The organism is Kineosporia sp. NBRC 101731, from assembly GCF_030269305.1.
Lineage (GTDB): Bacteria > Actinomycetota > Actinomycetes > Actinomycetales > Kineosporiaceae > Kineosporia.
Genome location: NZ_BSTC01000004.1, coordinates 333,590 through 357,153, shown reverse-complemented (window position 1 = coordinate 357,153; position 23,564 = coordinate 333,590). Strand labels below are relative to the sequence as shown.

The window sequence follows — 23,564 nt, the reverse complement described above, 5'->3', positions numbered from 1 at the left end:
GGTTCCCGGGACGATGGGTGGCCGCCTCGAGACCCGCGGATGAGTCCGTGATCCACCGTGGGTGAGGTGGATCACGGACAATGTAGCCCGCGGCAACGTGATCTGGGTACCTTGACTTCGTGGACCCAGAACGAGCTGGCCGCTTCGAGCTCTCGGCCGATCACGAGAACTTCCGTCGTAGTGTGCGGGCGTTCGCCGAACGGGAGGTCGCCCCTCACGTCGCCGAATGGGATCGCACCCATCACTTCCCGGTCGACCTGGTGCACAAGATGGGCGATCTGGGGCTCTTCGGGCTGGTCGCCCCGGAGAAGTACGGCGGCGCGGGGGGTGACTTCACCAGTCTGTGCGTCGCCATCGAAGAGTTGGGACGCGTCGATCAGTCGGTGGGAATCACTCTTTCGGCGGGCGTCGGATTGGGTATCAACCCCCTGCTGACCTTCGGTGACGATGCCCAGAAGGAACGCTGGCTACCTGATCTGGTGGCCGGCCGGTCGCTGGCGGCATTCGGGCTGACCGAACCGGGGGCGGGTTCCGACGCCGGCGGCACCCGCACCCGGGTGCGCCGCGACGGGGACGAGTGGGTGATCAACGGGTCCAAACAGTTCATCACCAACTCGGGCAGTTCGATCACGTCGGTGGTCTCGGTGACCGCGCGGCACGAGGACGGCTCCATCTCGACCTTTCTGGTGCCCTCCGGCACAGCGGGTTTCGAGGCCGGCCCGGCCTATGACAAGCTCGGCTGGCGGATCTCGGACACCCACCCCCTCACTCTCGACGGGGTGCGCGTGCCCGCGGATAACCTGCTCGGTGTGCAGGGGCGTGGCTTTCACCAGTTCCTGGCCATTCTCGACGACGGCCGCATCGCCATCGCGGCCCTGGCCCTCGGGCTGGCCCGGGCCTGTCTGGAGGCCGCGCTGAAGTACGCCGGTGAACGCGAGACCTTCGGTCGGCCCATCGGCAGCCGTCAGGCGGTCGCGTTCAGCCTGGCCGATCTGGCCACCTCGATCGAGGCCGCCCGGCTGCTGACCTACCGGGCCGCGTCGCTGAAGGACGAGGAAGCCCCGGCCAAGGTGGTGAAACAGGCCGCGGCGATGGCAAAGCTGTTCAGCAGTGAGGCCGCTGTCGACGCGACCCGCGCGGCCACCCAGGTTTTCGGCGGGTACGGCTTCATGGAGGAGTACCCGGTCGCGCGCTTCTACCGCGACGCGAAGATTCTCGAGATCGGGGAGGGCACGTCGGAGGTGCAGCGGCTGGTGATCAGCCGTGGGCTCGGACTGAACGTCGAGTAGTGCCAAGGCCGCCCGGGTTCAGCGATGCGGTGACGTTCACTGCCGGTTTGCGCCCCTTCCCAGAGAGCTTTTGCGGCAGAGACCCTCGAGCGTTGTGTACACCTGGTACATCCGGTACCGGATGTACCAGGTGTACACAACAGCGGCCTTCCGCTCCGGGCGCCGGTCCCTCCGGGAGCCGGCCGGACTTCGCGTCCATCGCACCAGGTGACACCGGCCCAGAAGAGGCACAGAAGAGGGGCACCGATGGCTGATGACTTCACCGGGCAAGCACACACCTCGTTGAAGGATGCCCGCTCCGCCACCCTCGCACCCACCCCGGCGGGGGCGGCCAAGCTCGCCCGGTCGGGGAAACTCTATGTCCGCGAACGCATTGCCCTGCTGGCGGATGCGGATACGTTCGTCGAGGACGGTCAGCTCGCGAACGCGCTGGCGTCGGGTCTGCCGGCGGACGGGGTGGTCACCGGCGCCTGTCTGGTGGACGGACGCCCGGCCTTGGTGGTGGCCAACGACACCGGGGTGAAGGCGGGGTCGTGGGGTGCGCGCACGGTGGAGAAGATCGTGCGGATCACCGAGCGGGCTCTGGTCGAGGAGCTGCCGATCTTCTGGCTGGTCGACTCGGCCGGTGCCCGGATCACCGACCAGGTGGCGCTTTTCCCCGGACGCCGGGGGGCCGGGCGGATCTTCCACAATCAGGTGAAGCTCTCGGGCAAGGTGCCGCAGATCTGCTGCCTGTTCGGCCCGTCGGCTGCGGGCGGGGCCTATATCCCCGCGTTCTGCGACGTGGTTGTCATGGTCGACGGCAACGCCAGCATGTACCTGGGCTCGCCCCGGATGGCCGAGGTGACCGTCGGCGAGAGCGTCACGCTGGAGGAGATGGGCGGTGCCCGCATGCACACCGAGATCTCCGGCTGCGGTGATCTTCTGGCCGGTGACGACGCGGACGCCATCGAGCAGGCCCGGGACTTCTTCTCCTACCTGCCCACCTGCTGGCGCGAGCCCGCACCGGAGACCGAGCCCGTGGCCCCGGCCCGGGAGCTCGACGACACGACGGTGCCCGCGGCCGAGCAGGTGCCCTTCGATATCCACACCGTGATCGACGGCATCGTCGACGACGGGAGCTTCTTCGAGATCAAGCCGTCGTTCGCGGCCGAGATCGTCACCGGGTTCGGCCGGATCGAGGGCATGCCGATCGGGGTGGTGGCCAGCAACTCGGCCGTGCGCGGCGGGGTGCTGTTCGTGGACTCGGCTGACAAGAGCGCGCGTTTCATCGAGCTGTGCGACGCGTTCAACCTGCCGCTGGTGTACCTGGCCGACGTGCCCGGGTTCATGATCGGCAAGGAGGTCGAGCGGCAGGGCATCATCCGGCACGGCGCGAAGATGATCACGGCGGTGGCCGAGGCGACCGTGCCGCAGATCTCGGTGATCGTGCGCAAGGCTTACGGCGCCGGGCTCTACGCGATGAACGGGCCGGGCTTCGAGCCCGATGCCTGCCTGGCCCTGCCCACGGCGCGGATCGCCGTGATGGGCCCCGACCCGGCGGTGCAGGCGGTCTACGCCCACCGGATCGCCGAGATCGACGACGAGGACGAGCGGGCCGCGTTCGTCGCCGCCCGCAAACAGGAGTACGAGGCCGACGTCGACCTGCTGCGCCTGGCCTCGGAGCTGGTCATCGACGCCGTCGTCGAGCCGGGCGTCCTGCGTTCGGAGCTGGCCCGGCGCCTGGGCATGCTCGCGGGCAAGGTACGGCGCCGGGTGGAGAAGCACCACGGGGTGAGGCCGGTATGACGCTCGAAGTGCGGGGAACGGCCTCGCCCACCGAGATCGCCGCCCTGGTGACGGCTCTTGTGCCTAGGCTCAACAACGTCCCCCATGACCCACCCGACCACCTCCGCACCTGGCGCCGAGGGCGCCAACGAGCCCTGGGAATGCGCCGTGACGCGTGAGATCGAGCAGCGGGGGCTGTACTTCGAGGAGTTCGAGGTCGGCACCCGATACCGGCACCGGCCCGGCCGCACCATCACCGAGGCCGACAATGTGCTGTTCACAACCCTGACCATGAATACCCAGTCGCTGCACCTGGACGCCGCTTTCGCCGCGACGCAGGAGCCGTACCGGCAGCGGCTGGTCAACTCGATGTTCACGCTGTCGACGATCGTGGGTCTGTCGGTGGCCCAGCTGACCGAGGGCACGCTCGTGGCCAACCTGGGGTTCAGCGAGATTTCTTTTCCCGAGCCGATGTTCATCGGTGACACGCTCTACGCGTCCACCATCGTGCTCTCCAAACGGGCTTCGGTCTCCCGGCCGGGGGACGGTATCGTGAGCCTGCAGCACGTGGGGCGCAATCAGCACGACGTGGTGGTCGCGAAGGCCACCCGGGCGACCCTGGTGCGGAGGCAGCTGTGAGTTACGGTCCGGCGTGGTTGTTCTGTCCGGCCGACCGGCCGGAGCGGTACGAGAAGGCGGCCGCGGCGGCCGACGTGGTGGTGCTGGACCTGGAAGACGCGGTGGCGCCGGCCGAGAAGGTCTTCGCCCGGCAGGCGCTCATCGACCATCCGCTCGACCCGGCGACCACGGTGGTGCGGCTGAACCCGGCGTCCTCCCCGGAGCACGCCCTCGACCTGGCGGCCCTGGGGCACACCCGCTACACCACGGTGATGCTGGCCAAGACCTCGTCCGCCGACGAGGTCACCGCCCTGGCCCTGCTGGACGTGGTGGCCCTGATCGAGACCCCTCGTGGAGTCGTGGAGGTGGCGGCCATCGCGGCGGCGGGGAACACCGTGGGCCTGATGTGGGGCGCGGAAGACCTGGTGGCGGCCCTGGGCGGAACCAGCAGCCGGCGCACCGACGGCAGCTACCGCGACGTCGCGATCGCCGCCCGCTCGGCCGTGCTGATCGCCGCCGCGGCCTTCGGGCGGTTCAAGCTCGACGCGGTGCACCTGGACATCAAAGACCTGGCCGGGCTACGCACCGAGGTGGTCGAGGCCGCCGCGGTCGGGTTCGACGGCACTGTCTGCATCCACCCCAGTCAGATCCCGGTCGTGCGTAAGGGCTATCAGCCGCCGGCGGCCGACCTGGACCGGGCCCGCCGCCTACTGGAGGCCGCGCGGGACGAGGGCGGGGTGTTCACCTTCGAGGGCCGCATGATCGACGCGCCCCTGCTGCGCCACGCCGAGACCCTGGTGCGGCGGGCGGACCGGGTCTGATGTTGCTGGGCGACCGATGGCGATCCGTGTCACCGCGGCCGGACTCTCGACGCGGTTGCAAATCTTCACGAATGGCCGTTCACGTTAGGTCAGGTCAGCAAAGCGTGTGATGCGGCTAGGAGATCGCATTGCTGGCGCCAGTCGCCGTCACTGAAGCCCAGGACCAGGTGGTGGGCGCCTGCCTGGTGGAACTCGGCGAGTCTGGTGGCGACCTCGGCTGGGCTGCCGGAGATGGGCACGCCGGCTGCGGAAAAGCCGTAGGTCGCGTTGATGGACCTCTCGATCTCCTGCTGCGAGCGAACCCCTTTCCCGATGGCCCCGGTGGCACCGATGGCGACTACCCGTGGTCCATCGGCCAGTTCACGGAGCCGTGTTACCCCGGCGGCCACCGCGGCGGGTGTGACCAGCGACGGGAACCACCCGTCGCCAGCGCGGGCGGCACGGCGAAGTGCGACGTCCGAGGCGTTGCCGATCCAGATCGGGGGCTTCGGCACCGCGGGTGACAGGGCAATGCGATGCCCGTCGAGCCACATGTGCTCCCCGGCCAGCAGACCGGGCAGCAGATCAACGGCCCGGTCGGTGCGCGGCCCGCGTTCGGCGTACGGGATGCCGGCTGCTGCCCACTGCGCCGGGCCGCCACCAGACCCGACCCCGAGGATGAGGCGCCCGTCGCTGACGAGTTGCAGGCTGGCGATCTGCTGGGCGGCCCGGGCGAGGGGGCGCAGCGCGGGAATGAACACGCCGGCGCCGATAGCGATGGTCTGGGTGGCTGCTGCGGCAGTGGCCAACCCGACGGTGATGTCGAGGACAGGCGAGCCGATGGCGAGGTGGTCGCCGTGCCACACACTCGCCAACCCGACCGATTCCGCGTGCCGCGCGGCGGAGTACAGGTTGAGGCCCTGATCCCGCTGGGTCGTCAACGAGGGCAGAACCACGCCGACCGCGAGGGTGTTCATGAGGGTGCCGCCCCTCACCTTGCTCATCCCCGTCTCCCTCCGTTGATCTCGTGACATCCTCGTACCTCAACTTGCGTTCAGGTCAAGGGCGTCAGGCGCGACCTCTACGAAGTCGCTCACCGGGACCGATGGCGCGTGGCGGCGCAGATCGGCCAGTTGTTGTAGCCGAAGCCTGAGGGATTACCTGAACACGCATGAAGGAGGCGAACGTTCCGGGCCATCGCGTGAGAGAGGGCTACTCCTGTGACTGCAGCACCCGGCCGGCCTCGCGCACCGCGCCCGGGTTGAGGATCCCGGCCCGGGAGCCGGCCAGCTTGGCCTGGATGTGCTCGTCCACCGTGACCTGCGTGTACAGCGCCGGGTGCTGGTCGTCGACGAAGGCGGGCAGGGGGCCGATCGCGGTCTCGGCGTCACCGTCGAAGAAGTAGGCGGCCGAGCGGCGCCGGCGGATCGTGCCCTCGACGATCGGGGGCTTGACCCGGTGCAGCGTCGAGAGCCACTGCTCGTTGGTCAGGCGGGTGGTCAGGTCACCGAGGTTGATCAGGAGCGCACCCTCGGCCGGGCTGACGTCGTGCCACTGGCCGCCGTGCAGAACCTGTAGGCCCGGGGAACGATCGGCCCACAGGATCGTCACGATGCCGTAGTCGGTGTGTTCACCCATCCCGATCAGGTCGTCGTCGACCTGCACCGTCATCCCGTCGGGCAGCGCGTAGTTGTTCATCCGCAGCACCTCGATCGGATGCCGGGTCAGCCCTTCGAAGAAACCCGGGGCGAGCCCGAGCGCGTCCTCAAAGATCGTGGTCATCGTGCGGGCCACCCGGCCCGCCTCGGCGCGCCACGCGTCCACCCGCTGCTGGAAATGGTGGACGTCGGGCCACGTGTTCTCGGCGTAGTGGCCCTCGAGCAGGTGGTCACCGGGGTGGTCGGACACGCTCGACCCGACGTTGTAGGCCTCGAAGAAATCCTTCATCCGGGTCGAGGACTGCACCCCCGCGCTCAGGGCGAGCGACTCGGACTTCGGCGGCGTGTAGCCCCGGTTCTCGGCCGGCGGGCGCACCCACTGCCTCTTGGTCTCCAGCGGCAACCCGAACAGGTCGTCGATCGCGCCCGCCAGGCCGTCGGCGACGGTGGGGGAGACGCCGTGACCGGTGATCTGGATGAAACCGATCTCTCGGCAAGCGGTATCGATCTGCTGGGCGACGGCCGCCCGGTCGTGCGGGGTGCCGCCGGCGACGTAGGGGGTGATGTCGACGGTGGGGACCTGGAACGTGCTCACGGAAATCTCCTTCGGGCGCGGTGACATCGGTGCCCGGAGGTGTCCGCTTTCCCGACCCGTGGGGGTCTTGCTGTCCGTTGAACTCGGGCGCCGTCGAGGCTAACCCGCCGGGATTGCCGTGAGGTTTCGTGTCACCCCACGTGATCGGCGATAATCCGTGCGCAGATCAGGGACTCGGTGCGGCCGGTGTCCACCTCGACATCGTAAACAACGCCCTCGTGGACCTTCTCGACCTGACCGTCCTGGCCCATCTCGATGCCCGCGTCCGACTGCAGGAGCCGCGCGGGCAGGGCCTTGATGAGGTCGTCCACCCCCAGACGGATCCAGGGCTGCGGGAGAACGGCCTGGAGGCAGCGGGTGATCCCCGTCTTCCCCGAGCTGGATCCTCCGTTGAGGACGATGACCTGTGTCGTCATGTGATCGGGTGACCTTTCCCTCGGGTTGCGGGCATTCTCCCGTGCTCGAACGCGACGTCGGATTGCTGCCAGCGCGGGGTGCCGGCGCAGTGTGACGATGCCGGAATGAACACCACAGAAACCCTGCGCGTAGCTGCCGTCGACCCCTCGCGTCTGGACGCCGTGCGCGCCGCCGGGACGGACGGGCACGGAAACCGGCTCGAGGTCTTCGCCGCCGAGGGGGAGGGCAAACCGCTGCGCTGCTGCCTGCGGTACGCCGAGGCGGGTGAGCCGATCATCTTGATGTCCTATGCGCCCTTCGACCATGCATCGGTGTGGACCGAGGTCGGGCCGATCTACGTCCATGCCGAGCGGTGCGGGGGATATCCGGTGGACGACCGGTTGCCCGTGCAGTTGTCGACGGGCCCGGGGGTGCTGCGCACCTACCGGGCCGACGACACGATGAACTACGAGCACAACACCGTGATCCTCGACCAGGCCGACCTGGAACCGGTGATCGGGCGGCTGCTCGCGGAACCCGACGTGGCCACCGTGCACGTGCGCACGCTCAAACCCCAGTGTTTCCTCTACGCGGTGACCGCCTGAGCGGTGCGACCATGGCCCGATGGACGACGTGATCAACCGAGAAGGGGCCCGGGTCATTCTCGTCGGGCCGGACGGGCGGGTGCTGTTGTTCCAGGGCGGTGACCCCGGCGATCCGGAGGCCGGGCTGTGGTGGATGACGCCCGGCGGCGGGGTGGATCCGGGGGAGAGTACGCAGGCGGCGGCCGCGCGGGAACTGCGGGAGGAGACCGGGTTCGTCGTCGGTGAGCTGGGGCCGATCGTGCACGAGCGCACGGCGGACTTCCGGTTCATGGGCAAGCCGTACCGGCAGCACGAGGTGTTCTACCGGGTGCGGCTGGAGCAGGCTCCGGCCGACCTCGACCGTTCCGGCTGGACCGCCGTGGAGCGCGACACCCTGACCGATGCGCGCTGGTGGTCGGCGGCGGAGCTGCGCAGCACCGCGGAGACCATTTATCCCGAATCACTGGCCGACCTGATCTGACCCACTGCACAATCCGGTGATGGACCTTCAGGTGCAGCGCAACCGGGCGGTGTGGGAACGGGCCTCGCACAAGCACGTTCGTGAGTACGACGATCTGCTGCGGCAGGCCCGGCAGGGCGGTTCGCTGTTCGGCCGGGAGCGGGACCTGCTGACGGAGGTGCTGCGGCCGGGCCCGGCCGTGGTGCACCTGCAGAGCGGCCACGGCCTGGAAGACGTGGGTCTGCTCCGGGCCGGGGCCGGCTCGGTGGTGGGGGTCGACTTCAGCCGGGTGGCGACCGGAGCCGCGCAGCGCCGGGCCGACGAGTTACGCTTGGCCTGCCGGTATCTGGTGGCCGAGGTGCCCGGCGTTCCCCTGGCCGACGGGTGCGCAGACCTCGTCTACACCGGCAAGGGCGCCCTGATCTGGATGCGGGACATCGAAGTCTGGGCCCGCGATGCCGCCCGTCTGCTGCGCCCGGGTGGCCATCTGTTCGTCTACGAGTCGCATCCCGCGGTGCCGTTGTGGAGCTGGGACCCCGACGAGCCCCGTGTCCGCGCCGACCGCAGCTACTTCGCCCGCTCCTTCGTCAACGACAGCTTCCCGGCCGACGGGGCGGTGGAATGGCAGTGGACGCTCGGCGAGATCGTCACCGCCGTCGTCTCCGCCGGTCTCCGCCTCGTGCATCTGTCCGAGCACCCGGAACCGTTCTGGCGCCCGGAAGAGACCCCGGCGGCGGCCTGGCAGGGACGTCTGCCGAACACCTTCATGCTGCTCGCCCAGCTCCCGGGGGAGGGCGGCTAACCAGCTAGCCCGGACGGGTTCCAGGGCAGGCGCGAGGCTGCAACACTATGCAAACGTTGCAGAAGATTCGTATGCAGAGATGTCGGTCGTCGGAGGCACGAGGTCATGGGTCAGGTGCAGCGCTCGCGCACCGATCACGACCCGGCCACCTTCATGATCCGGATGCGCCGGGCGCAGGTCGAAGATGTGTCGTCCGCGATCCTGGCCGAACTGTCTGACCTGCAGCGACTCGTTACTTCCGAGCCGGACGTGGCGATCGGTCGGGCCCAGGACCTGCAACAGCGCGCCGAGGCCCTGGGCCTGCGGGAGGCCGTGGCGGGGGCGCTGTTGTGCCAGGCCGAGGGGCACCAGCGCAGCGGTGAGCTGGCCGCCGCGGTGACCCTCATCAACCAGGCCTGTGACCTGTGGGCCCCGCTGTCCGCCGACAACCAGGTGCGCGCCTACCTGCTCAAGTCGTTCGTCTACAACGATCTCGGCGACGAGCCGACCGCCCTGCAACGCACGATGGACGCGAATGCGGCCTTCACCCCGGAGGTGTCCGTCCCGCTGCGGGTGCGGGTGCTGACCAAGACCGCCGACCTCCTGCACGACCTGGGCGACCAGGAAGACTCGGTGCGGTACTACGGTCGGGCCGAGGAACTGGCCAACGGCGACCCGAAGATGCATCTGCTGGTCGCCAACAACCGGGCCTACTCCGCCCTGGAAGACGGACGGATCGAGGACGCCCTGGCCGGGGCCCGGCAGTTGTGGTCGCTCAGCGAGCGGTACGGGCATCCCCTGGGGGCCGCCGGTCTGGACACCATCGCCCGGATCCACCTGTTGGCCGGTGACCCGGTGCTGGCCGCCGTGATCGCGCAGCAGGCGGTGGACGCCTCCGGCCAGGTCGACTTCCAGACCGCGGACGCCGGGCCGTACTACCTGCTCACCCTGGCCGTGGTGCAGCGAGCCCTCGGCGATCTGCCGGCCGCCTGGACCACGCTGGCGCGGGCCCGGCAGGCCTGCTCGGAAGAGGGTTACGACCGGTGCAAGAACCAGATCCTGCGGGAACAGGCCGACGTCCGGGCCGAACTCGGCGATCACCGAGCGGCCTACGAGATGCTCAGGGACTTCGTGGTCGCCGACGCGGACCTGCTGTCCCGGCGGCGCGAGGCCCAGGCCCGGATCCGGCAGGCGATCTTCGAGACCCTGACCGCGCGGGAGGAGGCCGCCCGCTACCGCGAGGAGGCCCGGCGCGACCCGCTGACCGGCCTGCGCAACCGGCTCTACGTGCACGAGCGGCTGGGCGAACTGCTGGAGGAGCCCGGTCTTCGGGGTGAGCTGAGCGTCGCGCTGGTAGACCTGGACCACTTCAAGTCGGTCAACGACGAGTTCTCGCACGAGGCCGGTGACCGCGTGCTGCAAACCATCGGCCTGCTGCTGGAGGAGACCGTGCCCGGCGGGGACAGCGGATCGTTCGTCGCCCGGCTGGGCGGTGAGGAACTGCTGCTCGTCCTGGTCACCGCCGACCGCGCGCAGGCGGTACGGATCGTCGAGCAGGCCCGCCTGGCGGTGCAGAACCACGACTGGAGCGGCATCACGCCCGGGCGGGGGATCACCTTCAGCGCCGGCGTCACGACCCGGGTGCCCGGCGACCTGTACAACACCCTGCTGTCCCGCGCCGACCAGCAGCTCTACACGGCCAAGTCGCAGGGCCGTAACCGGATCAGCAGCGACGGCTGACCCAGGCGGACAGCCACGTCACGGAAGCCAGGTCCAGTCGTCCGGGGTATCCGAATACTGGACGTCTGCCCAAAAATTCCGCGCGTCGACCTCTGCCGGTTCAATGAAGACGGTGCGGCGCACACCTTGCTGCTCGCTCATGACATGAACATTCGTCTCAGGACATGACTGGTTGCCGGTACCGAGGATCTCCGCGCAGATCGTGACCGTGTCCGAAGGACCGGCGAACGAGGCGTCGCGAGCAATGATCTCGGTCCCACCGGCGGAATCCCGGCTCGTTGCTCCGTGAAATCCCAGGAATCGGTAGCCGTCCGGCAACGTCACGGGTAAGGGCAGACGCAGGCCCGGGCTGTCCGCATACACCGCGTCGACGTACGGGCGATCCAACTCGACGCCCCCACCGCCTGTTCCGGACCGTGCCGGGGCGCCCCCGGGCGCATCCTCACTGCAGGCACCCGTCAAGGCAATCGCAGCGCTCGCGGCCGCAAGCGCTGCGAATCTCCCTACTGAGCTCGTGCCGGTGCCCGGGATCGTCCGCGGCAGCGCTTGTCTCCGACCCCACATGCCGCCGAACGCTGACACACCGCCGGTGGATAGGTGAAATTGTCAGTCCCGGCAAAACCCGAATGGGCTACGCAGTTGACACCCAGTAACGTGAGGGCAAGCAGGTGTTCAGGGGTGGCTTGACCAATCTGGTGCTTCGCCCCGAAGATCCCTCACTGCGCCGGCTTCAAACCGGGACCATCCCCGCCCCGTTGCTCGTGAAGGGCTCAGGCCCCGACGGTTTCGACATTCGGCCGCAGCACCGCGTTGCGGCGCTTCCAGATGAAGAAGCCGGTCAGCGTGAACACGCCGTAGAACGCGTACATCAGGCCCGAGGCGTAGTAGCCGGCGGAGAAGAGCAGGGGCACACCGACGATGTCGACGGCGACCCAGATGAGCCAGAACTCCACCCAGCCCTTGGCCATGCCGTAGGTCGCGAGGACGGAGCCGACGAAGATCCAGGCGTCGCTCCAGACCGGCTCGTAGGAACCCAGGGCCCGGAAGACCGGGGTGAGTGCCAGGGTGCCGCCGGCCATTCCGGCCACCAGCAGGGCCCGGGTGCGCCAGGAGGCCCAGGTCGGCTCGATCACGGTGCCGGCCTCGTCGGGGCGGCGGGTCCAGGCCCACCAGCCGTAGGCGGAGACCAGGATGAACATGATCTGGCGCCCGGCCTGGCCGAGCAGGTTGACCGGGTTGGGCGTACCGAACGCGACGCCGAGGAAGACGGTGAGCAGGAGGGCGTTGCCCACGATGCCGACCGGCCAGGCCCAGACCTTGCGGCGCATCCCGCCCAGGGCGCTCAGCAGCCCGAAGACGTTGCCGAGGATCTCCCGCCAGAGAATGCTCTGACTGCCGATGACCAGCTGCGCGTCGAACAGCCAGTGGATCAGGCTCACTTTGTCCCCTTCGCCCATCTTCTGAGGTGAGCGTTCGTGGACGCGCACGCCACCCCTAACCGGGATGCCCTGCACGGCATTCCAGGAACACCTCCTCCTTCGTGATCAGGCAATCCTCCAGCCTTAGGCCGGGAGGTGCCCGGAAAATGAGTGTCGGGTGGCCGGTACCTGGTGGTAGACCTCCGGGGTGCCCACCCCCTTGAACTTCACCGACCTGCTGCGGCTGCTCGACGAGCGATACGTGGCCTTCCGGTCGGTCGTCGCGTCGGCGCCCGACCTCGATGCGCCGGTGCCGACTTGTCCGGGGTGGACGGTGTTCGATCTGGCCGTGCACATCGGGCAGGGGCGTCGTTCCTGGGCTGCCACTGTCGCCGCCGGGCCCTCGGGCACGGGCCGGATTCCCTTCAGCGGTGTCCCGGCCGCCCCGCGCGAACGCGAGGCCCTGGTGGACTGGCTGGCCGACTCCTGCCAGGAACTGCTGGGCGCGCTGGCGCAGGCCGGCCCGGACCGCGGATGCTGGACGTGGTGGGGCGATTCGCAGTCACCGCTGACCACCGGGGCCGTGGCCCGGCACCAGCTCCACGAGATCTCGATGCACACCTACGACGCGCAGGTCGCGGTCGGTAGCACGCAGCCGCTGCCGACACCGATCGCGCTCGACGGGGTCGAGGAGTTCCTGCTCACCTGCTGCTCGACGACGATGATCGCCTGGCCGCACGAGCCGGCCACCATCGACTACGAAGCCACCGAGGGCGGTTCCTGGCGCCAGCACCTGTCCGCCGAGGGGTCCAGGATCACGCGGAACGACGGCACCGAGAGCACGGCCGGGGTCCGGATCCGGGGCACGGCGAGTGACCTGGTGCTGTTCCTGTTCGGCCGGATCCCGATCGAGTCCCTGGCGATCGACGGCGACCGGAAGATCGTCGACCAGGTCACCACGTGGGACTGGTCGGCGTAGCCTGTGCTGACCTTCTTCTTCGGACATAACCCCCCTGGATCAACCACAGGTGATCGGCATGCACCTCACTCGATGACCCCCGGGGCCGCCTCGCCGGTCGAGGCCCTCGTGGACGCCGCCGCAGGTGGCGATATCCTTCTGGTGACAGAGCTTCTCGCGTCCGGCCATCCGGTTGGCGCGGAGGGTTTCGCGCAGAAGACCGCCCTGGCGGCAGCACTCGACGCCGGGTAGCCCGGCACCCTGCTCTGCATAGGGCATTCCGAAAGGTTGCAGCCGGTCGGCTCGGCCCGCCCGATGCACCGGCGATGAGGGTGTCTGCGCTGCCTTTGCCGCCACCGCGGATCGGTGGGCGTTCTCCTGCAGGTCGCGGGTGCCGACATCGACGGCCGACATCGACGGCGTCGGCAGGGCTAGAGTCCGCCGCCATGTATGCCTGGGGAAATTTCTTCGCCGAGGTCCATCTCAACATCGATCCGCAATGGGTCACACCCGAGTTTCTGCGTGGTGAAAGCGATGTGGTGAGTGACAGTCTGCTGATCGTGGACGACGGGAGTGGGCCCCTGCTGGTCGACGGGCCGAACACGATCTTCGCGGTGGACGACGAACTGGTGCTGGGCAGCACACTGATCGACCGCGTCCTCGCCCCAGGGTCCTGGAGGGTGCGGTACATCCGGGTCGCCACTGACGGCACGCAGGAGGACGCGCTGCGGATCACCAAGGCGATCGAGGAGGCGGACGACTACTACTACGTCGACCGGGCGCCACAGGACAATCCCGTCAGGCTGGGCCAGGACGCGCTGGGTGAGGTCGTGGCCGTGTGGGAAGACCTGAACGGCCAGTGGGACCTGGCTCTGATCCGGCTGGAAGACAGCCCGGACGAAGAACATTCCCGCTGATCAAGCAGCTCTGCTCGGGTACTTCCGGGGCCCTTGGAAAGGCTGAGAGCCCGAAGCTTGCGCTTCGGGCTCTCGGACGCCGGAGCGGACGACGAGGATCGAACACGTGACCTCCACCCATCCGCCGCTGATGCTTCATCGAACTGCCGACGAAGCATCAATTCGTTGCCAGAGACAAGATCTGGAGACCAGATCATCTCTGCAACCAAAAACTAGTGCTCTGCAACTGACGGGTGAACCGCCTCTCAGCTGCTGCGGCCGGCCAGGGCCTTCGGGCCTGAAATCTTACGGCCCAAGGGTTTACGGTCAGCGATCAGCCGGGTCAGTACCTCCGGCCCGGTGGCGATCCGGAGCAGGTAGCGGTCGACCAGCAGCATCTGGCGCTCGGCGGTCATCCGGTCGGGCTCGATGATCGCCGCGACCGACAGCGAATCGATCATGACCATCAGATCATCGACGATCAGGGCCCCGTCGTCGTCCGCGTCGATGTCACCGATCGCCTGCGCCGCCTCGACGAAACCGGCCCACTGCCGGCGTGAACCCTCGTTCGAGACCCGCCGGATCTCGCGCAGCCGGGCGTTGCCGACCGTGTACCCCAGGAAGCTGACGTCGACCTGCGCCTCGAGAATGCCCTCGGCGTCGAGGGGGAGGGCCTCGAACAGCGCCCGCCGCAACGCCTCCAGGCCGGTGCAGTCGGCCGTTACCCGGGCGATGCGCTCACCCGCCCGCGAGAACGCCAGCTGGTGGGCGGAGATCAGGATGTCTTCCTTGTTCTGGAAGTAGTGCTGCAGGATTCCGTTGGAGTATCCGGCCTCGTCCGCGATCCGGCGCACGGTGGCGCCCTCGAGGCCGTAACGGCCGATGACCCGCCAGGTCGCGTTCAGGACCTCGGTGCGGCGCTCTTCATGATCGACGATCTTGGGCATCAGGGAGCTCCTCACAGCGCCGGCAGTCGAACCGTACTACGCAGGCCCAACTCACAGCTTTCGCCGAGAAGGGATTTACACGGGCGTTACGTACCCGGAAATTATTTCGTACATCCGCAATAAAAACTAGCGCCCGTCCACCCCGGTTGATCGAGGAGCTCCACCCATGTCTGCGTCCCTGCGTTCCGCCCCTGGTGAGGGGGCAGACAGCGGTGTCTCGTGCGGCGCGCATGGTCGTGCGGCCGGTCTGCCCGCCGGTCCCGCAGCACTCCACCCCCACCAGGAGAAGCCCATGCAACACAAGACCCTGTTAGCCCGCCCGCTCGCTCGACGCGGGCGCCGCACGCTGGGCGCGGCCGCGGCGGCCCTGGCGCTGGCGGCCCTCGCGGCCTGCTCGGCCCCGGCAGCCTCCTCCTCGGGCGGCGACTCCGGGGAGATCATCCTCGGACGCTCCATGGACGTCTCGACACTCGACCCGGAGCGCTCGCTGTGCGACTCCTGCCAGATCTACAACGCCGCGGTGTACGACACCCTGCTCGCAGCGACCACGGCCGACGGTGACCTGCAGCCCCTGCTGGCCCAGACGTGGGAGGCGAACGACGACAACACCGAGTTCACCTTCCACCTCGACCCCGCCGCCGTGTTCTCCGACGGCTCGCCGGTGGAGGCCAAAGACGTGAAGTGGTCGTTCGAGCGCCTGGCCAACCTCAAGGGTGACCCGAGCTACTTCATGGCCGGTGTGAAGACGGTCGCGGCCCCCGACGCGGCGACCGTGGTGGTGACGACGCAGGCCCCGAACTCGGCGTTCTTCAACGTCGTGACGGCCGGCTACACGGGCATCATCAACTCGGACGTGGCGATCGAGAACGGTGCCACGGCCGATAAGGACGCCGCCAAGACCGACAAGGCCGAGCAGTGGTTCCTGAAGAACTCCGCCGGGGCCGGCCAGTACGTGCTGACCTCCTACGAAGAGGGCTCCCAGCTCGTCCTCAGTGAGAACGAGAACTACTGGGGTGACGACAAACCCAACTTCAAGAAGGTCGTCATCAAGGATGTCCCGGACGCCTCGACCCAGCTGCAGCAGCTCCAGCAGGGCGACATCGACGTGGCCATGCAGCTGAGCTTCGACACCCTCGACCAGGTCGAGGGCGACGAGAGTCTCACCTCCGAGGTCGTTCCCACCTACAACTACGTCTACCTGGGGATCAGCCCGGGCGCGGCCGACGCGCCCAAGGCCCTGGACGACCAGCGCGTGCGTGAGGCCCTGCGCAAGGCCATCGACTACGACACCGTCATCGACGCGACCGTGGCCGGCAAGGGTTCCAAGCAGGCTTCGGCCATCCCCAACGGTTTCGAGGGCTCGGACGGTCTGGAGGTGCCCGACTACGACCCCGAGGGCGCCAAGGCGCTGCTGGCCGAGGCCGGGGTGTCGAACCTCAAGCTCGAGGCCACCTACCCGACGTTCACCATCTACGGCGTCAACTTCAGCACCATGTTCCAGTCGATCCAGCAGAGCATGAAGAAGGCCGGGATCGAGCTGACGCTCAACCCGCTCGACTACACCGCCTGGGGCACCAAGTTCGGTGCGGGCGAACTGCCGCTCACCGCGGTCTACTTCGCGCCCGACCACCCCGACGCGGTGCAGTACTTCCAGTACTTCTCACTGGCCAAGGACGCCTCCTGGCTGGGTTACTCGGGGATGACCGAGAACACCAAGGAGACCAAGGGCGTGGCGAAAGCGCTCACCCAGACCGGTGACGCCCGCACGGCCACCTACTCCGAACTCGGCCAGGACATGATCGACGACGCGATCATCCTGCCGGTCGTCAACCCGCAGGTGATCCTGGCCAGCGGCAGCAACGTGAGCGGGAACAACTACCACGTCACCCGCAACATCGACCTGCGCCAGCTGAAGTTCACCGACTGACCCGACCCGACCCGACCCGACCCGAACAGAACTGAACCGATGAGGGACGCCGTGGCCGGCGTCCCTCATCGGCCCCCCTGATCGCCCCATTCGAACAGCGCCCCGAACAGCAGGTACCGATGCTCCGATACACACTCAAGCGACTGGCGATCATGCCGCTCCTGCTCTGGGGAATCGTCACGATCGCGTTCTTCCTGTCGCACTCGATCTCCAGCAACCCGCTCGCCTCGATCGTGGGCACCCGCAACCTCGGCAACGCCGACGTGGTGGCGGCCGCGACCCAGCGCTGGGGCCTGGACAAGAGCCTGCTCCAGCAGTACCTCATCTACATCGGGAACCTGCTGCACGGTGACCTGGGCACCTCGTTCCGCACCAAGGAGCCGGTGGCCTCCGACCTGTCGAGCCGGCTGCCCGCCACGCTCGAACTCGCGCTGTTCGCCCTGATCATCGCCGTCGTCCTGGGCATCGTGCTCGGCGTCGTCGCCGCCCGCAACAACGGGCGGGTGCTGGACGGCGGCCTGCGGACCCTGGCCCTGGTCGGCTCCTCGACCCCGGTCTTCTGGGTGGCCCTGCTCCTGCTGTTCGTGTTCTACGCCCGGCTCGGCATCGCGGCGGGCCCGGGACGGCTGTCCTCGCGGGTCGACCCGCCGCCGTACGTCACCGGCATGTACACCCTCGACTCCCTGCTGGCGGGCAACCTTCCGCTGTTCACCGACGCTCTCAGCCACCTGATCCTGCCCTCCATCGTGATGGCCCTGCCGTTGCTGGGCACGATCATCCGGATGGTGCGGGCCCAGGTGCTGGAGGAACAGAGCTCCGACTTCGTGCGCACCGCCCGGGCCAAGGGCATGACCCCCTCACAGGTGATGAACCGGCACGTGGTGAAGAACGCGATCACCCCCGTCATCACCGTCGTCGGCATCTCGGTGGGCATGCTCATCATGGGCGCCGTCATGGTCGAGACGATCTTCACCTGGAACGGCATCGGCACCTACGCGGTCGAGGCGTCCCGGTCGCTGGACTTCCCCGCCATCACCGGCGTCTGCCTGGTCGGCGGAGTGATCTTCCTGGTCTCGAACCTGGTGACCGACATCGCCTACGCGATCATCGACCCCCGAGTGAGGCTCTGAGCGCATGTCCACCGACTTCACCATTGCCGCCGGCGCTGACGGAACTGCCCCGGCGCAGCCCGTGAACCCCTCCCCGCCGGGCACTCCCGTGGCCTCCCGACTCAAGCCGTTCCTGCGTCCGCAGATCATCGGCGGCTCCGTCGTCGTGCTGCTGTGGCTCCTGATCATCGTCTTCGCGGGCGTCCTGGCACCGCACGACCCGATGGCCGCCTCCGGCCCCCGTCTGCAGGCCCCCTCGGGCGCCCACTGGCTCGGCACCGACACCCTGGGCCGGGACGTGTTCTCCCGCGTGCTCTACGGGGCCCGGCAGTCGATCCCGCTGGCCGTGCTGACCCTCGTCATCTCGGTGGTCGTGGGCTCGCTGGTCGGAGCGATCGCCGGCTACTTCGGCGGCATTCTCGACGCCCTGGTCATGCGCCTGGCCGACATCGTGATGGCCTTCCCCTCGATCCTGCTGGCCATGGCCGTCACCGCCGCGCTCGGTCCCGGCCTGTGGCACGCCTTCATCGCCATCGTGATCGTCTGGTGGCCGATCTACGCCCGCCTGATGCGCGGGCAGGTGCTCTCCCTCAAGGAACGCGAACACGTCACCGCGGCGAAGGCCATCGGGCTGGGGCCGTGGAAGACCCTGTTCAAGCACATCGTCCCGCACTCGCTGACCCCCGTCATCGTCAGCGCCACGATCGACCTGGGCACGATCATCATCATGATCGCCTCGCTGAGTTTCCTCGGCCTGGGCGCCCTGCCGCCCTCCCCGGAGTGGGGCGCCATGATCACCGAGGGCGCCTCGAACTTCTACCAGTGGTGGATCGCCACCGGCCCGGGCGTCGCGATGGTCTCGATCGTCCTGGCCGTGAACTTCCTCGGCGACGGCCTGCGTGATGTGCTCGACGTGAAGACAAGGACCCGGTGACCCCCGTGAGCACGCATCTCCTCGAGATCCGCGACCTGAGCGTCGTCTTCCGCACCTCCCGGGGCGACGTGGAGGCGGTGCGCTCGGCCAGTCTCAGCGTCGCCGCCGGGGCCACCGTCGCCCTGGTCGGTCAGTCCGGCTCCGGCAAGTCCACGCTCACCTCGGCGCTGAACCGGCTGCTGGCCGGGAACGGCCGGGTCACCCAGGGGTCGGTCACCTTCGACGGCACCGACCTGCTGGCCCTGTCGGAGCGGCAGATGAGCGGGATCCGCGGCCGGCAGATCGGCCTGGTGCCGCAGGACCCGATGTCGAACCTGAACCCGCTGCTGAGCGTCGGGCGCCAGATCAGCGAGGTCTTCACGATCCACCAGGTGGCCGGGCGCAAGGAGGCCAAGCGGCGGGCGATCGAACTGCTCGACATGGTCGGCATTCCCGACGCCGCACGCCGCTACGGCCAGTACCCGCACGAGCTCTCCGGCGGCATGCGCCAGCGGGTGCTGATCGCGATCGGGCTGGCCTGCCGGCCGAAACTCCTGATCGCCGACGAGCCCACCTCGGCCCTCGACGTGACCGTGCAGAAGAAGATCCTCGACGAGCTCTCCTCGCTGACCGCCTCGATGGGTACGGCGGTCATCATGGTCACGCACGACCTGGCGCTGGCTGCCGAGCGGGCCGATCACGTGGTGGTGATGAACCGCGGCGCGATCGTGGAGTCCGGGCCGGCGGCCCAGGTACTGAAGAACCCGCAGGACGAGTACACCCGGCGGCTGATCGCGGCGGCCCCCAGCCTCACCACCACATCCCTGGTGACGACCGGCCCCGAGAAGGACGGCGCCCCCCTGGTCGAGGCGGCGGCCCTGACCCGGGACTACGCGACGCGTTCGGGAATCCTCGGGCGTGCCGGTACCTTCCGGGCGGTCGACCAGGTGAGCTTCCGCATCCCGCGGGGCCGCACGGTCGGGATCGTGGGGGAGAGCGGCTCGGGCAAGTCGACCACGGCCAAGATGATCCTGCGCCTGGAGGATGCCAGCGCCGGCGACATCTACTTCAAGAAGGACGACGTGACCCGGTTGTCGGGCCGCAAGCTGACGTCGTTCCGCCGCCGGGTCCAGCCGGTGTTCCAGAATCCTTACGCGGCATTGGATTCCCGGCAGACGATCGGCGAGGCCATCCGCGAGCCGCTGGATGTGCACCAGGTCGGCATCCCGGCCGAGCGCAGCGAGCGGGTGAGCCTGCTGCTGGAGCAGGTGGCCCTCGACCCCTCGTACGCCTCCCGCTACCCGCACGAACTCTCCGGCGGTCAGCGCCAGCGCGTGGCGATCGCCCGGGCCCTGGCCCTGGAACCGGAGCTGGTCGTGCTCGACGAGGCGGTCTCGGCGCTGGACGTGCTGGTGCAGGCCCAGATCCTGGAACTGCTCGTCGACCTGCAGGCCCGGCTGGGCCTGAGCTACCTGTTCATCAGTCACGACCTGGCCGTCGTGCGGATGATCTGCCACCAGATCCACGTGATGAAGTCCGGTCAGGTGGTCGAGAGCGGCACCCCGGAGCAGATCTTCGAGAACCCGCAGCACGAGTACACCAAGACCCTCCTGGCCGCGATCCCGACCGGGCACCACTGAGGCACCACTGAGGCACCACTGAGGCGTGAGGTGCCCCTCCCGGTGAGGGGCGCGTCCACCCGCCCTCATTTTATGTCGGACATCCGCACAACTTCCTGGGACGATCACATGACCCGCATCGCCGTTCTCGGCCCTCACATCGTCGATGTGCTGGGCCGCCCGGTCACCGAAATACCTCCCGGACAGGGCGGGGTCCTGCTCGAGGAGATCCGGATGACGGTCGCCGGCACCGGTGGCGGGGCCGCGGTCGACCTGGCCAAACTGGGGTGGGAGGTCTCCTCGTTCGCGGCCGTGGGCGCCGACGGTCTGGGTGTCTACCTGCGCTCGCAGCTGGACCTGCTCGGGGTCGACACCCGGGGTCTGATCAGCCGTCCCGGCGAGCTGACCTCCTCGACGATCCTGCCGATCCGGCCCAACGGCGAGCGCCCCTCCCTGCACGTGCTCGGCGCCACCGCGAGCCTGCAGGTGGACGACGTGGACTGGGACGCCATCGCCCGGTGCGGGGCGGTGCTCTTCGGCGGTCCCGAGACCACGCCGGCCCTGCTGGAGCCGGCCGGCCTGGACCGGCTGCGGGCGTTGCGGGCCGTCGGGGTGAAGGTGTTCGTCGACTTCCTGCACGGCGGCGACACGGCCATGCTGCAGACCCTGGCCGACCTCTGGCCGCTGATCGACTGGCTCATGCCCAACGACGAGCAGTTGCGCAATCTCACGGGCCACCAGAATCTTTCGGACGCGGCCCGCTGCCTGGTCGATCGGGGTGTGGGTGGGGTGGCGGTCACCATGGGCGGTGACGGCGCCCTGCTGGTGCGCCCGGGCGTGCCCGACGTGACCGTGCCGGCGTTCGCCACCACGGTCCTGGACACCACCGGCTGCGGTGATTCGTTCAACGCGGGCATGATCACCGGCATCCTGCACGGCTGCCGGGCCGAGGACGCGGCGCTGATCGGGTGCGCGTGTGGTTCCCTGGTTGCTTCCGGTCTCGGATCCGACGCCGGGATCGTCGATCTGGGCGGGGTTCTCGACGTCGTGCGCGGCCAGGACCCGCAGGCCGCCGACCGCATCGCCGCGCGGGTCTCCTGATGGACCCGCGGGAGAAGCTGGCGGCCACCTGCCGTGACGTGGCCGCGCGGGGTGTGGCCGTGGGCGGCGCGGGCAACATCAGTGTCCGCCTCGACGACCGGGTCCTGATCACCCGGGGCGGCCTGCGGTTCGAGGTCGCCACGGCCGAGGACATCTGCGTGGTCGGGCTCGACGGGCAGCTGCTCGAGGGCGAGCGGCCCTCGTCGGAGACCGGTCTGCACCTGGGCATCTACCGGCGCTGCGGTGACACCGCGATCGTGCACACCCACGGGAAGGCCGCCGTGGCCGTGGGTCTGGTCGCGCAGGAGATCCCGCTCATCCACTACAACCTCCTGCGGCTGGGCGGCCGGGTGCCCACCGTCGCCTACTTCACCTTCGGGTCGCAGGAGCTGGCGGACGCGGTCGGCGAGGTGGTCGGCAACGGCGCCCGGGCGGCCCTGATGCGCAACCACGGATCGGTGGCCTGCGGCAGCTCGCTGGACGAGGCCGTGGAGCACGCCGAGATGACCGAGTGGCTCTGCGAGATCTACCTGGCGGCGCGGCCGTTCGGTGAGCTCGCGCTGCTGACCCCCGGCGACCTGGACGACGTCCTGACCCAGGCCCGCCGCCTGTCCTACGGGCAGAACTGATCTTTGTTCAACCACCTTCGCACCCAAGGAGTTCCCATGACCGGCTTCCTGCGCCCGGAGAGTCTTCCCCTCGACCAGCAGCTGCGCACCCGCGCCCAGCAGGTGCTGCCCGGCGGTGTGTACGGGCACATGAAGGCCGACCACACCCTGCCGCCGTCGTGGCCGCAGTTCTGGGAGCGTTCGCAGGGCCCGTACGGCTGGGACGTGGACGGCAACCGGTACATCGACCTGATGTGTGCCTGGGGTCCGATGGTGCTGGGTTACCAGGACCCGGTGGTCGAGGCCGCGGCCGCCGAGCAGGCGGCGCGGGGCGACACGATCAGCGGCCCGAGCGCCCGCATGGTCGAGTTCGCCGAGCTGCTCACCTCGGTCATCCCCTTCGCGGACTGGGCGATGTTCGGCAAGAACGGCAACGACGCGACGTCCACCGCGATCCGGGTGGCCCGCTCGGCCACCGGCAAGGCCAAGTTCCTCAAGGCGACCCCGGCCTACCACGGCGCCAACGACTGGTTCACCCCGAACACGACCGGCGTGCCGGCGGGGGAGCGGGCCAACATCGGGTACTTCGCCTACAACGACGTCGCCTCGCTGGAGGCGTCGGTGGCCCAGCACGACGGGGAGATCGCCGCGATCATCCTCGCGCCGTTCCAGCACGACTCGCTGGTGCCGCAGCAGCTGGTCGACCCGGCCTTCGCCCGCCGGGCCCGCGAGCTCGCCACGGCCCAGGGCGCCGCGCTGATCATCGACGAGGTCCGCAGCGGCCTGCGCCTGGATCTGCGCGGGGCCTGGGAGTCCATCGGCGTGCGACCGGACCTGACGGCGTACTCCAAGGCCATCGCCAACGGGCACCCGATCGCCGCGGTGGTCGGCAACGACTCGCTGCGCGAGGGTGCCTCGAAGATCTTCGTGACCGGCAGCTTCTGGTACTCCGCGGTGCCGATGGCGGCCGGGATCGCCACGGTGAAGCGGGCGCTCGAGCTCGACCTGCCCACGGTGCTGAAGGCCTCCGGCGAGCGGTTCAAGCAGGGCATCGAGGCGCAGGGCGCCGCGGCCGGCCTGCCGCTGTCGATCACCGGGCCGGTGCAGATGCCGCACCTGAGCTTCGCCGACGACCCGGAGCTGAAGAAGGTCTTCGCCTTCACCGACGCGGCGGTGCGGCGCGGGGTGCTGCTGCACCCGTGGCACAACATGTTCCTGGCCGCCGCGCACACCGACGAGGTCGTGGACGAGGCGCTCGCGCGCATCGAAGGGGCCTTCGAGGAGCTGGCCGGGCTGGGGCTGTGACCTGCTGAGGGCTGTCCGGGGAGGCCTGTCGGCCTCCCTGGACGGCACAGGGTCGTGGAGCAGGGAGAATGGCAG

General features: G+C 68.9%; 23 protein-coding genes. 17 read left to right on the top strand and 6 right to left on the bottom strand.

All coding sequences use genetic code 11. The annotated features are described in order from the left end of the window. The first annotated feature begins 119 nt into the window (after nucleotides 1–119). From QSK05_RS14550 to QSK05_RS14535, 4 genes are all read left to right on the top strand, one after another. Nucleotides 120–1,289 carry an acyl-CoA dehydrogenase family protein gene (locus QSK05_RS14550; protein WP_285597713.1) on the top strand — a complete coding sequence of 390 codons (1,170 nt, stop codon included), beginning with the start codon at nucleotides 120–122 and terminating at the stop codon, nucleotides 1,287–1,289. A 246-nt stretch (nucleotides 1,290–1,535) separates the two neighbouring features. Next, a complete protein-coding gene (locus tag QSK05_RS14545) occupies nucleotides 1,536–3,077 on the top strand; it encodes an acyl-CoA carboxylase subunit beta (protein ID WP_285597712.1) in 1,542 nt (513 codons plus the stop codon). Between the two features lie 84 nt (nucleotides 3,078–3,161). Further along, entirely contained in the window at nucleotides 3,162–3,695 is a 534-nt protein-coding gene (locus QSK05_RS14540; protein WP_285597711.1) for a MaoC family dehydratase, read from the top strand. Then, the gene (locus tag QSK05_RS14535) at nucleotides 3,692–4,495 is read left to right on the top strand and encodes an HpcH/HpaI aldolase/citrate lyase family protein (protein WP_285597710.1); all 804 of its coding nucleotides are present in this window, start codon (nucleotides 3,692–3,694) and stop codon (nucleotides 4,493–4,495) included. The genes QSK05_RS14540 and QSK05_RS14535 overlap by 4 nt, the downstream gene beginning before the upstream one ends. An 89-nt stretch (nucleotides 4,496–4,584) precedes the next feature. Here the strand turns inward: QSK05_RS14535 and QSK05_RS14530 are convergent, their stop codons facing one another. From QSK05_RS14530 to QSK05_RS14520, 3 genes are all read right to left on the bottom strand, one after another. Then, a complete protein-coding gene (locus QSK05_RS14530; RefSeq protein WP_285597709.1) occupies nucleotides 4,585–5,451 on the bottom strand; it encodes an LLM class flavin-dependent oxidoreductase in 867 nt (288 codons plus the stop codon). 235 nt (nucleotides 5,452–5,686) lie between these two features. Beyond that, nucleotides 5,687–6,727, bottom strand: coding sequence for an isopenicillin N synthase family dioxygenase (locus QSK05_RS14525; RefSeq protein WP_285597708.1), 1,041 nt, complete (start codon nucleotides 6,725–6,727; stop codon nucleotides 5,687–5,689). A gap of 131 nt (nucleotides 6,728–6,858) precedes the next feature. Then, on the bottom strand, nucleotides 6,859–7,143 hold the full coding sequence (locus tag QSK05_RS14520; RefSeq protein ID WP_285597707.1) for a phosphotransferase-like protein: 285 nt from the start codon (nucleotides 7,141–7,143) through the stop codon (nucleotides 6,859–6,861). A 105-nt stretch (nucleotides 7,144–7,248) separates the two neighbouring features. On the opposite strand from QSK05_RS14520, the gene QSK05_RS14515 reads away from it, so the two are divergent. The 4 genes from QSK05_RS14515 to QSK05_RS14500 all read left to right on the top strand — a co-directional run bounded on the left by QSK05_RS14515 (nucleotide 7,249) and on the right by QSK05_RS14500 (nucleotide 10,688). Continuing rightward, complete coding sequence (locus tag QSK05_RS14515; protein ID WP_285597706.1) at nucleotides 7,249–7,728, top strand: DUF1203 domain-containing protein; 480 nt, start codon at nucleotides 7,249–7,251, stop codon at nucleotides 7,726–7,728. A gap of 19 nt (nucleotides 7,729–7,747) precedes the next feature. After that, complete coding sequence (locus QSK05_RS14510; RefSeq protein ID WP_285597705.1) at nucleotides 7,748–8,188, top strand: NUDIX hydrolase; 441 nt, start codon at nucleotides 7,748–7,750, stop codon at nucleotides 8,186–8,188. 19 nt (nucleotides 8,189–8,207) lie between these two features. Then, nucleotides 8,208–8,969, top strand: coding sequence for a class I SAM-dependent methyltransferase (locus tag QSK05_RS14505; RefSeq protein ID WP_285597704.1), 762 nt, complete (start codon nucleotides 8,208–8,210; stop codon nucleotides 8,967–8,969). Nucleotides 8,970–9,074: 105 nt separating this feature from the next. Next, nucleotides 9,075–10,688, top strand: a complete 1,614-nt coding sequence (locus QSK05_RS14500) for a tetratricopeptide repeat-containing diguanylate cyclase (RefSeq protein WP_285597703.1) — start codon at nucleotides 9,075–9,077, stop codon at nucleotides 10,686–10,688. A gap of 18 nt (nucleotides 10,689–10,706) precedes the next feature. Here the strand turns inward: QSK05_RS14500 and QSK05_RS14495 are convergent, their stop codons facing one another. Together QSK05_RS14495 and pnuC are read right to left on the bottom strand one after the other, a co-directional pair. Next, nucleotides 10,707–11,075 (bottom strand): hypothetical protein, encoded by a 369-nt coding sequence (locus QSK05_RS14495; protein ID WP_285597702.1) that lies wholly within the window; start codon nucleotides 11,073–11,075, stop codon nucleotides 10,707–10,709. Nucleotides 11,076–11,458: 383 nt separating this feature from the next. Continuing rightward, nucleotides 11,459–12,127 carry a nicotinamide riboside transporter PnuC gene (gene pnuC / locus QSK05_RS14490; protein WP_285597701.1) on the bottom strand — a complete coding sequence of 223 codons (669 nt, stop codon included), beginning with the start codon at nucleotides 12,125–12,127 and terminating at the stop codon, nucleotides 11,459–11,461. Between the two features lie 187 nt (nucleotides 12,128–12,314). On the opposite strand from pnuC, the gene QSK05_RS14485 reads away from it, so the two are divergent. Together QSK05_RS14485 and QSK05_RS14480 are read left to right on the top strand one after the other, a co-directional pair. Continuing rightward, nucleotides 12,315–13,085 (top strand): maleylpyruvate isomerase N-terminal domain-containing protein, encoded by a 771-nt coding sequence (locus QSK05_RS14485; RefSeq protein ID WP_285597700.1) that lies wholly within the window; start codon nucleotides 12,315–12,317, stop codon nucleotides 13,083–13,085. 425 nt (nucleotides 13,086–13,510) lie between these two features. Beyond that, on the top strand, nucleotides 13,511–13,981 hold the full coding sequence (locus tag QSK05_RS14480; protein WP_285597699.1) for a hypothetical protein: 471 nt from the start codon (nucleotides 13,511–13,513) through the stop codon (nucleotides 13,979–13,981). Between the two features lie 245 nt (nucleotides 13,982–14,226). On the opposite strand, the gene QSK05_RS14475 is transcribed toward QSK05_RS14480, so the two are convergent. Beyond that, nucleotides 14,227–14,907 carry a TetR/AcrR family transcriptional regulator gene (locus QSK05_RS14475; protein WP_285597698.1) on the bottom strand — a complete coding sequence of 227 codons (681 nt, stop codon included), beginning with the start codon at nucleotides 14,905–14,907 and terminating at the stop codon, nucleotides 14,227–14,229. A 292-nt stretch (nucleotides 14,908–15,199) separates the two neighbouring features. Between QSK05_RS14475 and QSK05_RS14470 the strand changes: the two genes are divergently transcribed. The 7 genes from QSK05_RS14470 to QSK05_RS14440 all read left to right on the top strand — a co-directional run bounded on the left by QSK05_RS14470 (nucleotide 15,200) and on the right by QSK05_RS14440 (nucleotide 23,489). After that, nucleotides 15,200–16,834 carry an ABC transporter substrate-binding protein gene (locus QSK05_RS14470; RefSeq protein WP_285597697.1) on the top strand — a complete coding sequence of 545 codons (1,635 nt, stop codon included), beginning with the start codon at nucleotides 15,200–15,202 and terminating at the stop codon, nucleotides 16,832–16,834. A gap of 119 nt (nucleotides 16,835–16,953) precedes the next feature. Continuing rightward, nucleotides 16,954–17,964, top strand: a complete 1,011-nt coding sequence (locus tag QSK05_RS14465) for an ABC transporter permease (protein ID WP_285597696.1) — start codon at nucleotides 16,954–16,956, stop codon at nucleotides 17,962–17,964. A gap of 4 nt (nucleotides 17,965–17,968) precedes the next feature. Next, the gene (locus QSK05_RS14460) at nucleotides 17,969–18,877 is read left to right on the top strand and encodes an ABC transporter permease (protein WP_285597695.1); all 909 of its coding nucleotides are present in this window, start codon (nucleotides 17,969–17,971) and stop codon (nucleotides 18,875–18,877) included. A gap of 5 nt (nucleotides 18,878–18,882) precedes the next feature. After that, nucleotides 18,883–20,496, top strand: a complete 1,614-nt coding sequence (locus QSK05_RS14455) for an ABC transporter ATP-binding protein (protein ID WP_285597694.1) — start codon at nucleotides 18,883–18,885, stop codon at nucleotides 20,494–20,496. A gap of 108 nt (nucleotides 20,497–20,604) precedes the next feature. Beyond that, nucleotides 20,605–21,576 (top strand): carbohydrate kinase family protein, encoded by a 972-nt coding sequence (locus QSK05_RS14450; protein WP_285597693.1) that lies wholly within the window; start codon nucleotides 20,605–20,607, stop codon nucleotides 21,574–21,576. Then, nucleotides 21,576–22,205, top strand: a complete 630-nt coding sequence (locus QSK05_RS14445) for a class II aldolase/adducin family protein (protein WP_285597692.1) — start codon at nucleotides 21,576–21,578, stop codon at nucleotides 22,203–22,205. The genes QSK05_RS14450 and QSK05_RS14445 overlap by 1 nt, the downstream gene beginning before the upstream one ends. A 36-nt stretch (nucleotides 22,206–22,241) precedes the next feature. After that, the gene (locus QSK05_RS14440; RefSeq protein WP_285597691.1) at nucleotides 22,242–23,489 is read left to right on the top strand and encodes an aminotransferase class III-fold pyridoxal phosphate-dependent enzyme; all 1,248 of its coding nucleotides are present in this window, start codon (nucleotides 22,242–22,244) and stop codon (nucleotides 23,487–23,489) included. Nucleotides 23,490–23,564: the final 75 nt, after the last annotated feature.

Coding starts and splice junctions, on each gene's coding strand:
- QSK05_RS14520 (WP_285597707.1), bottom strand. CDS start 7,143: ATGACGACACAGGTCATCGTCCTCAACGGAGGATCCAGCTCGGGGAAG.
- QSK05_RS14505 (WP_285597704.1), top strand. CDS start 8,208: ATGGACCTTCAGGTGCAGCGCAACCGGGCGGTGTGGGAACGGGCCTCG.
- QSK05_RS14510 (WP_285597705.1), top strand. CDS start 7,748: ATGGACGACGTGATCAACCGAGAAGGGGCCCGGGTCATTCTCGTCGGG.
- QSK05_RS14460 (WP_285597695.1), top strand. CDS start 17,969: ATGTCCACCGACTTCACCATTGCCGCCGGCGCTGACGGAACTGCCCCG.
- QSK05_RS14450 (WP_285597693.1), top strand. CDS start 20,605: ATGACCCGCATCGCCGTTCTCGGCCCTCACATCGTCGATGTGCTGGGC.
- QSK05_RS14540 (WP_285597711.1), top strand. CDS start 3,162: ATGACCCACCCGACCACCTCCGCACCTGGCGCCGAGGGCGCCAACGAG.
- QSK05_RS14440 (WP_285597691.1), top strand. CDS start 22,242: ATGACCGGCTTCCTGCGCCCGGAGAGTCTTCCCCTCGACCAGCAGCTG.
- QSK05_RS14475 (WP_285597698.1), bottom strand. CDS start 14,907: ATGCCCAAGATCGTCGATCATGAAGAGCGCCGCACCGAGGTCCTGAAC.
- QSK05_RS14480 (WP_285597699.1), top strand. CDS start 13,511: ATGTATGCCTGGGGAAATTTCTTCGCCGAGGTCCATCTCAACATCGAT.
- QSK05_RS14500 (WP_285597703.1), top strand. CDS start 9,075: ATGGGTCAGGTGCAGCGCTCGCGCACCGATCACGACCCGGCCACCTTC.
- QSK05_RS14530 (WP_285597709.1), bottom strand. CDS start 5,451: ATGAACACCCTCGCGGTCGGCGTGGTTCTGCCCTCGTTGACGACCCAG.
- QSK05_RS14515 (WP_285597706.1), top strand. CDS start 7,249: ATGAACACCACAGAAACCCTGCGCGTAGCTGCCGTCGACCCCTCGCGT.
- QSK05_RS14470 (WP_285597697.1), top strand. CDS start 15,200: ATGCAACACAAGACCCTGTTAGCCCGCCCGCTCGCTCGACGCGGGCGC.
- QSK05_RS14445 (WP_285597692.1), top strand. CDS start 21,576: ATGGACCCGCGGGAGAAGCTGGCGGCCACCTGCCGTGACGTGGCCGCG.
- QSK05_RS14465 (WP_285597696.1), top strand. CDS start 16,954: ATGCTCCGATACACACTCAAGCGACTGGCGATCATGCCGCTCCTGCTC.
- QSK05_RS14545 (WP_285597712.1), top strand. CDS start 1,536: ATGGCTGATGACTTCACCGGGCAAGCACACACCTCGTTGAAGGATGCC.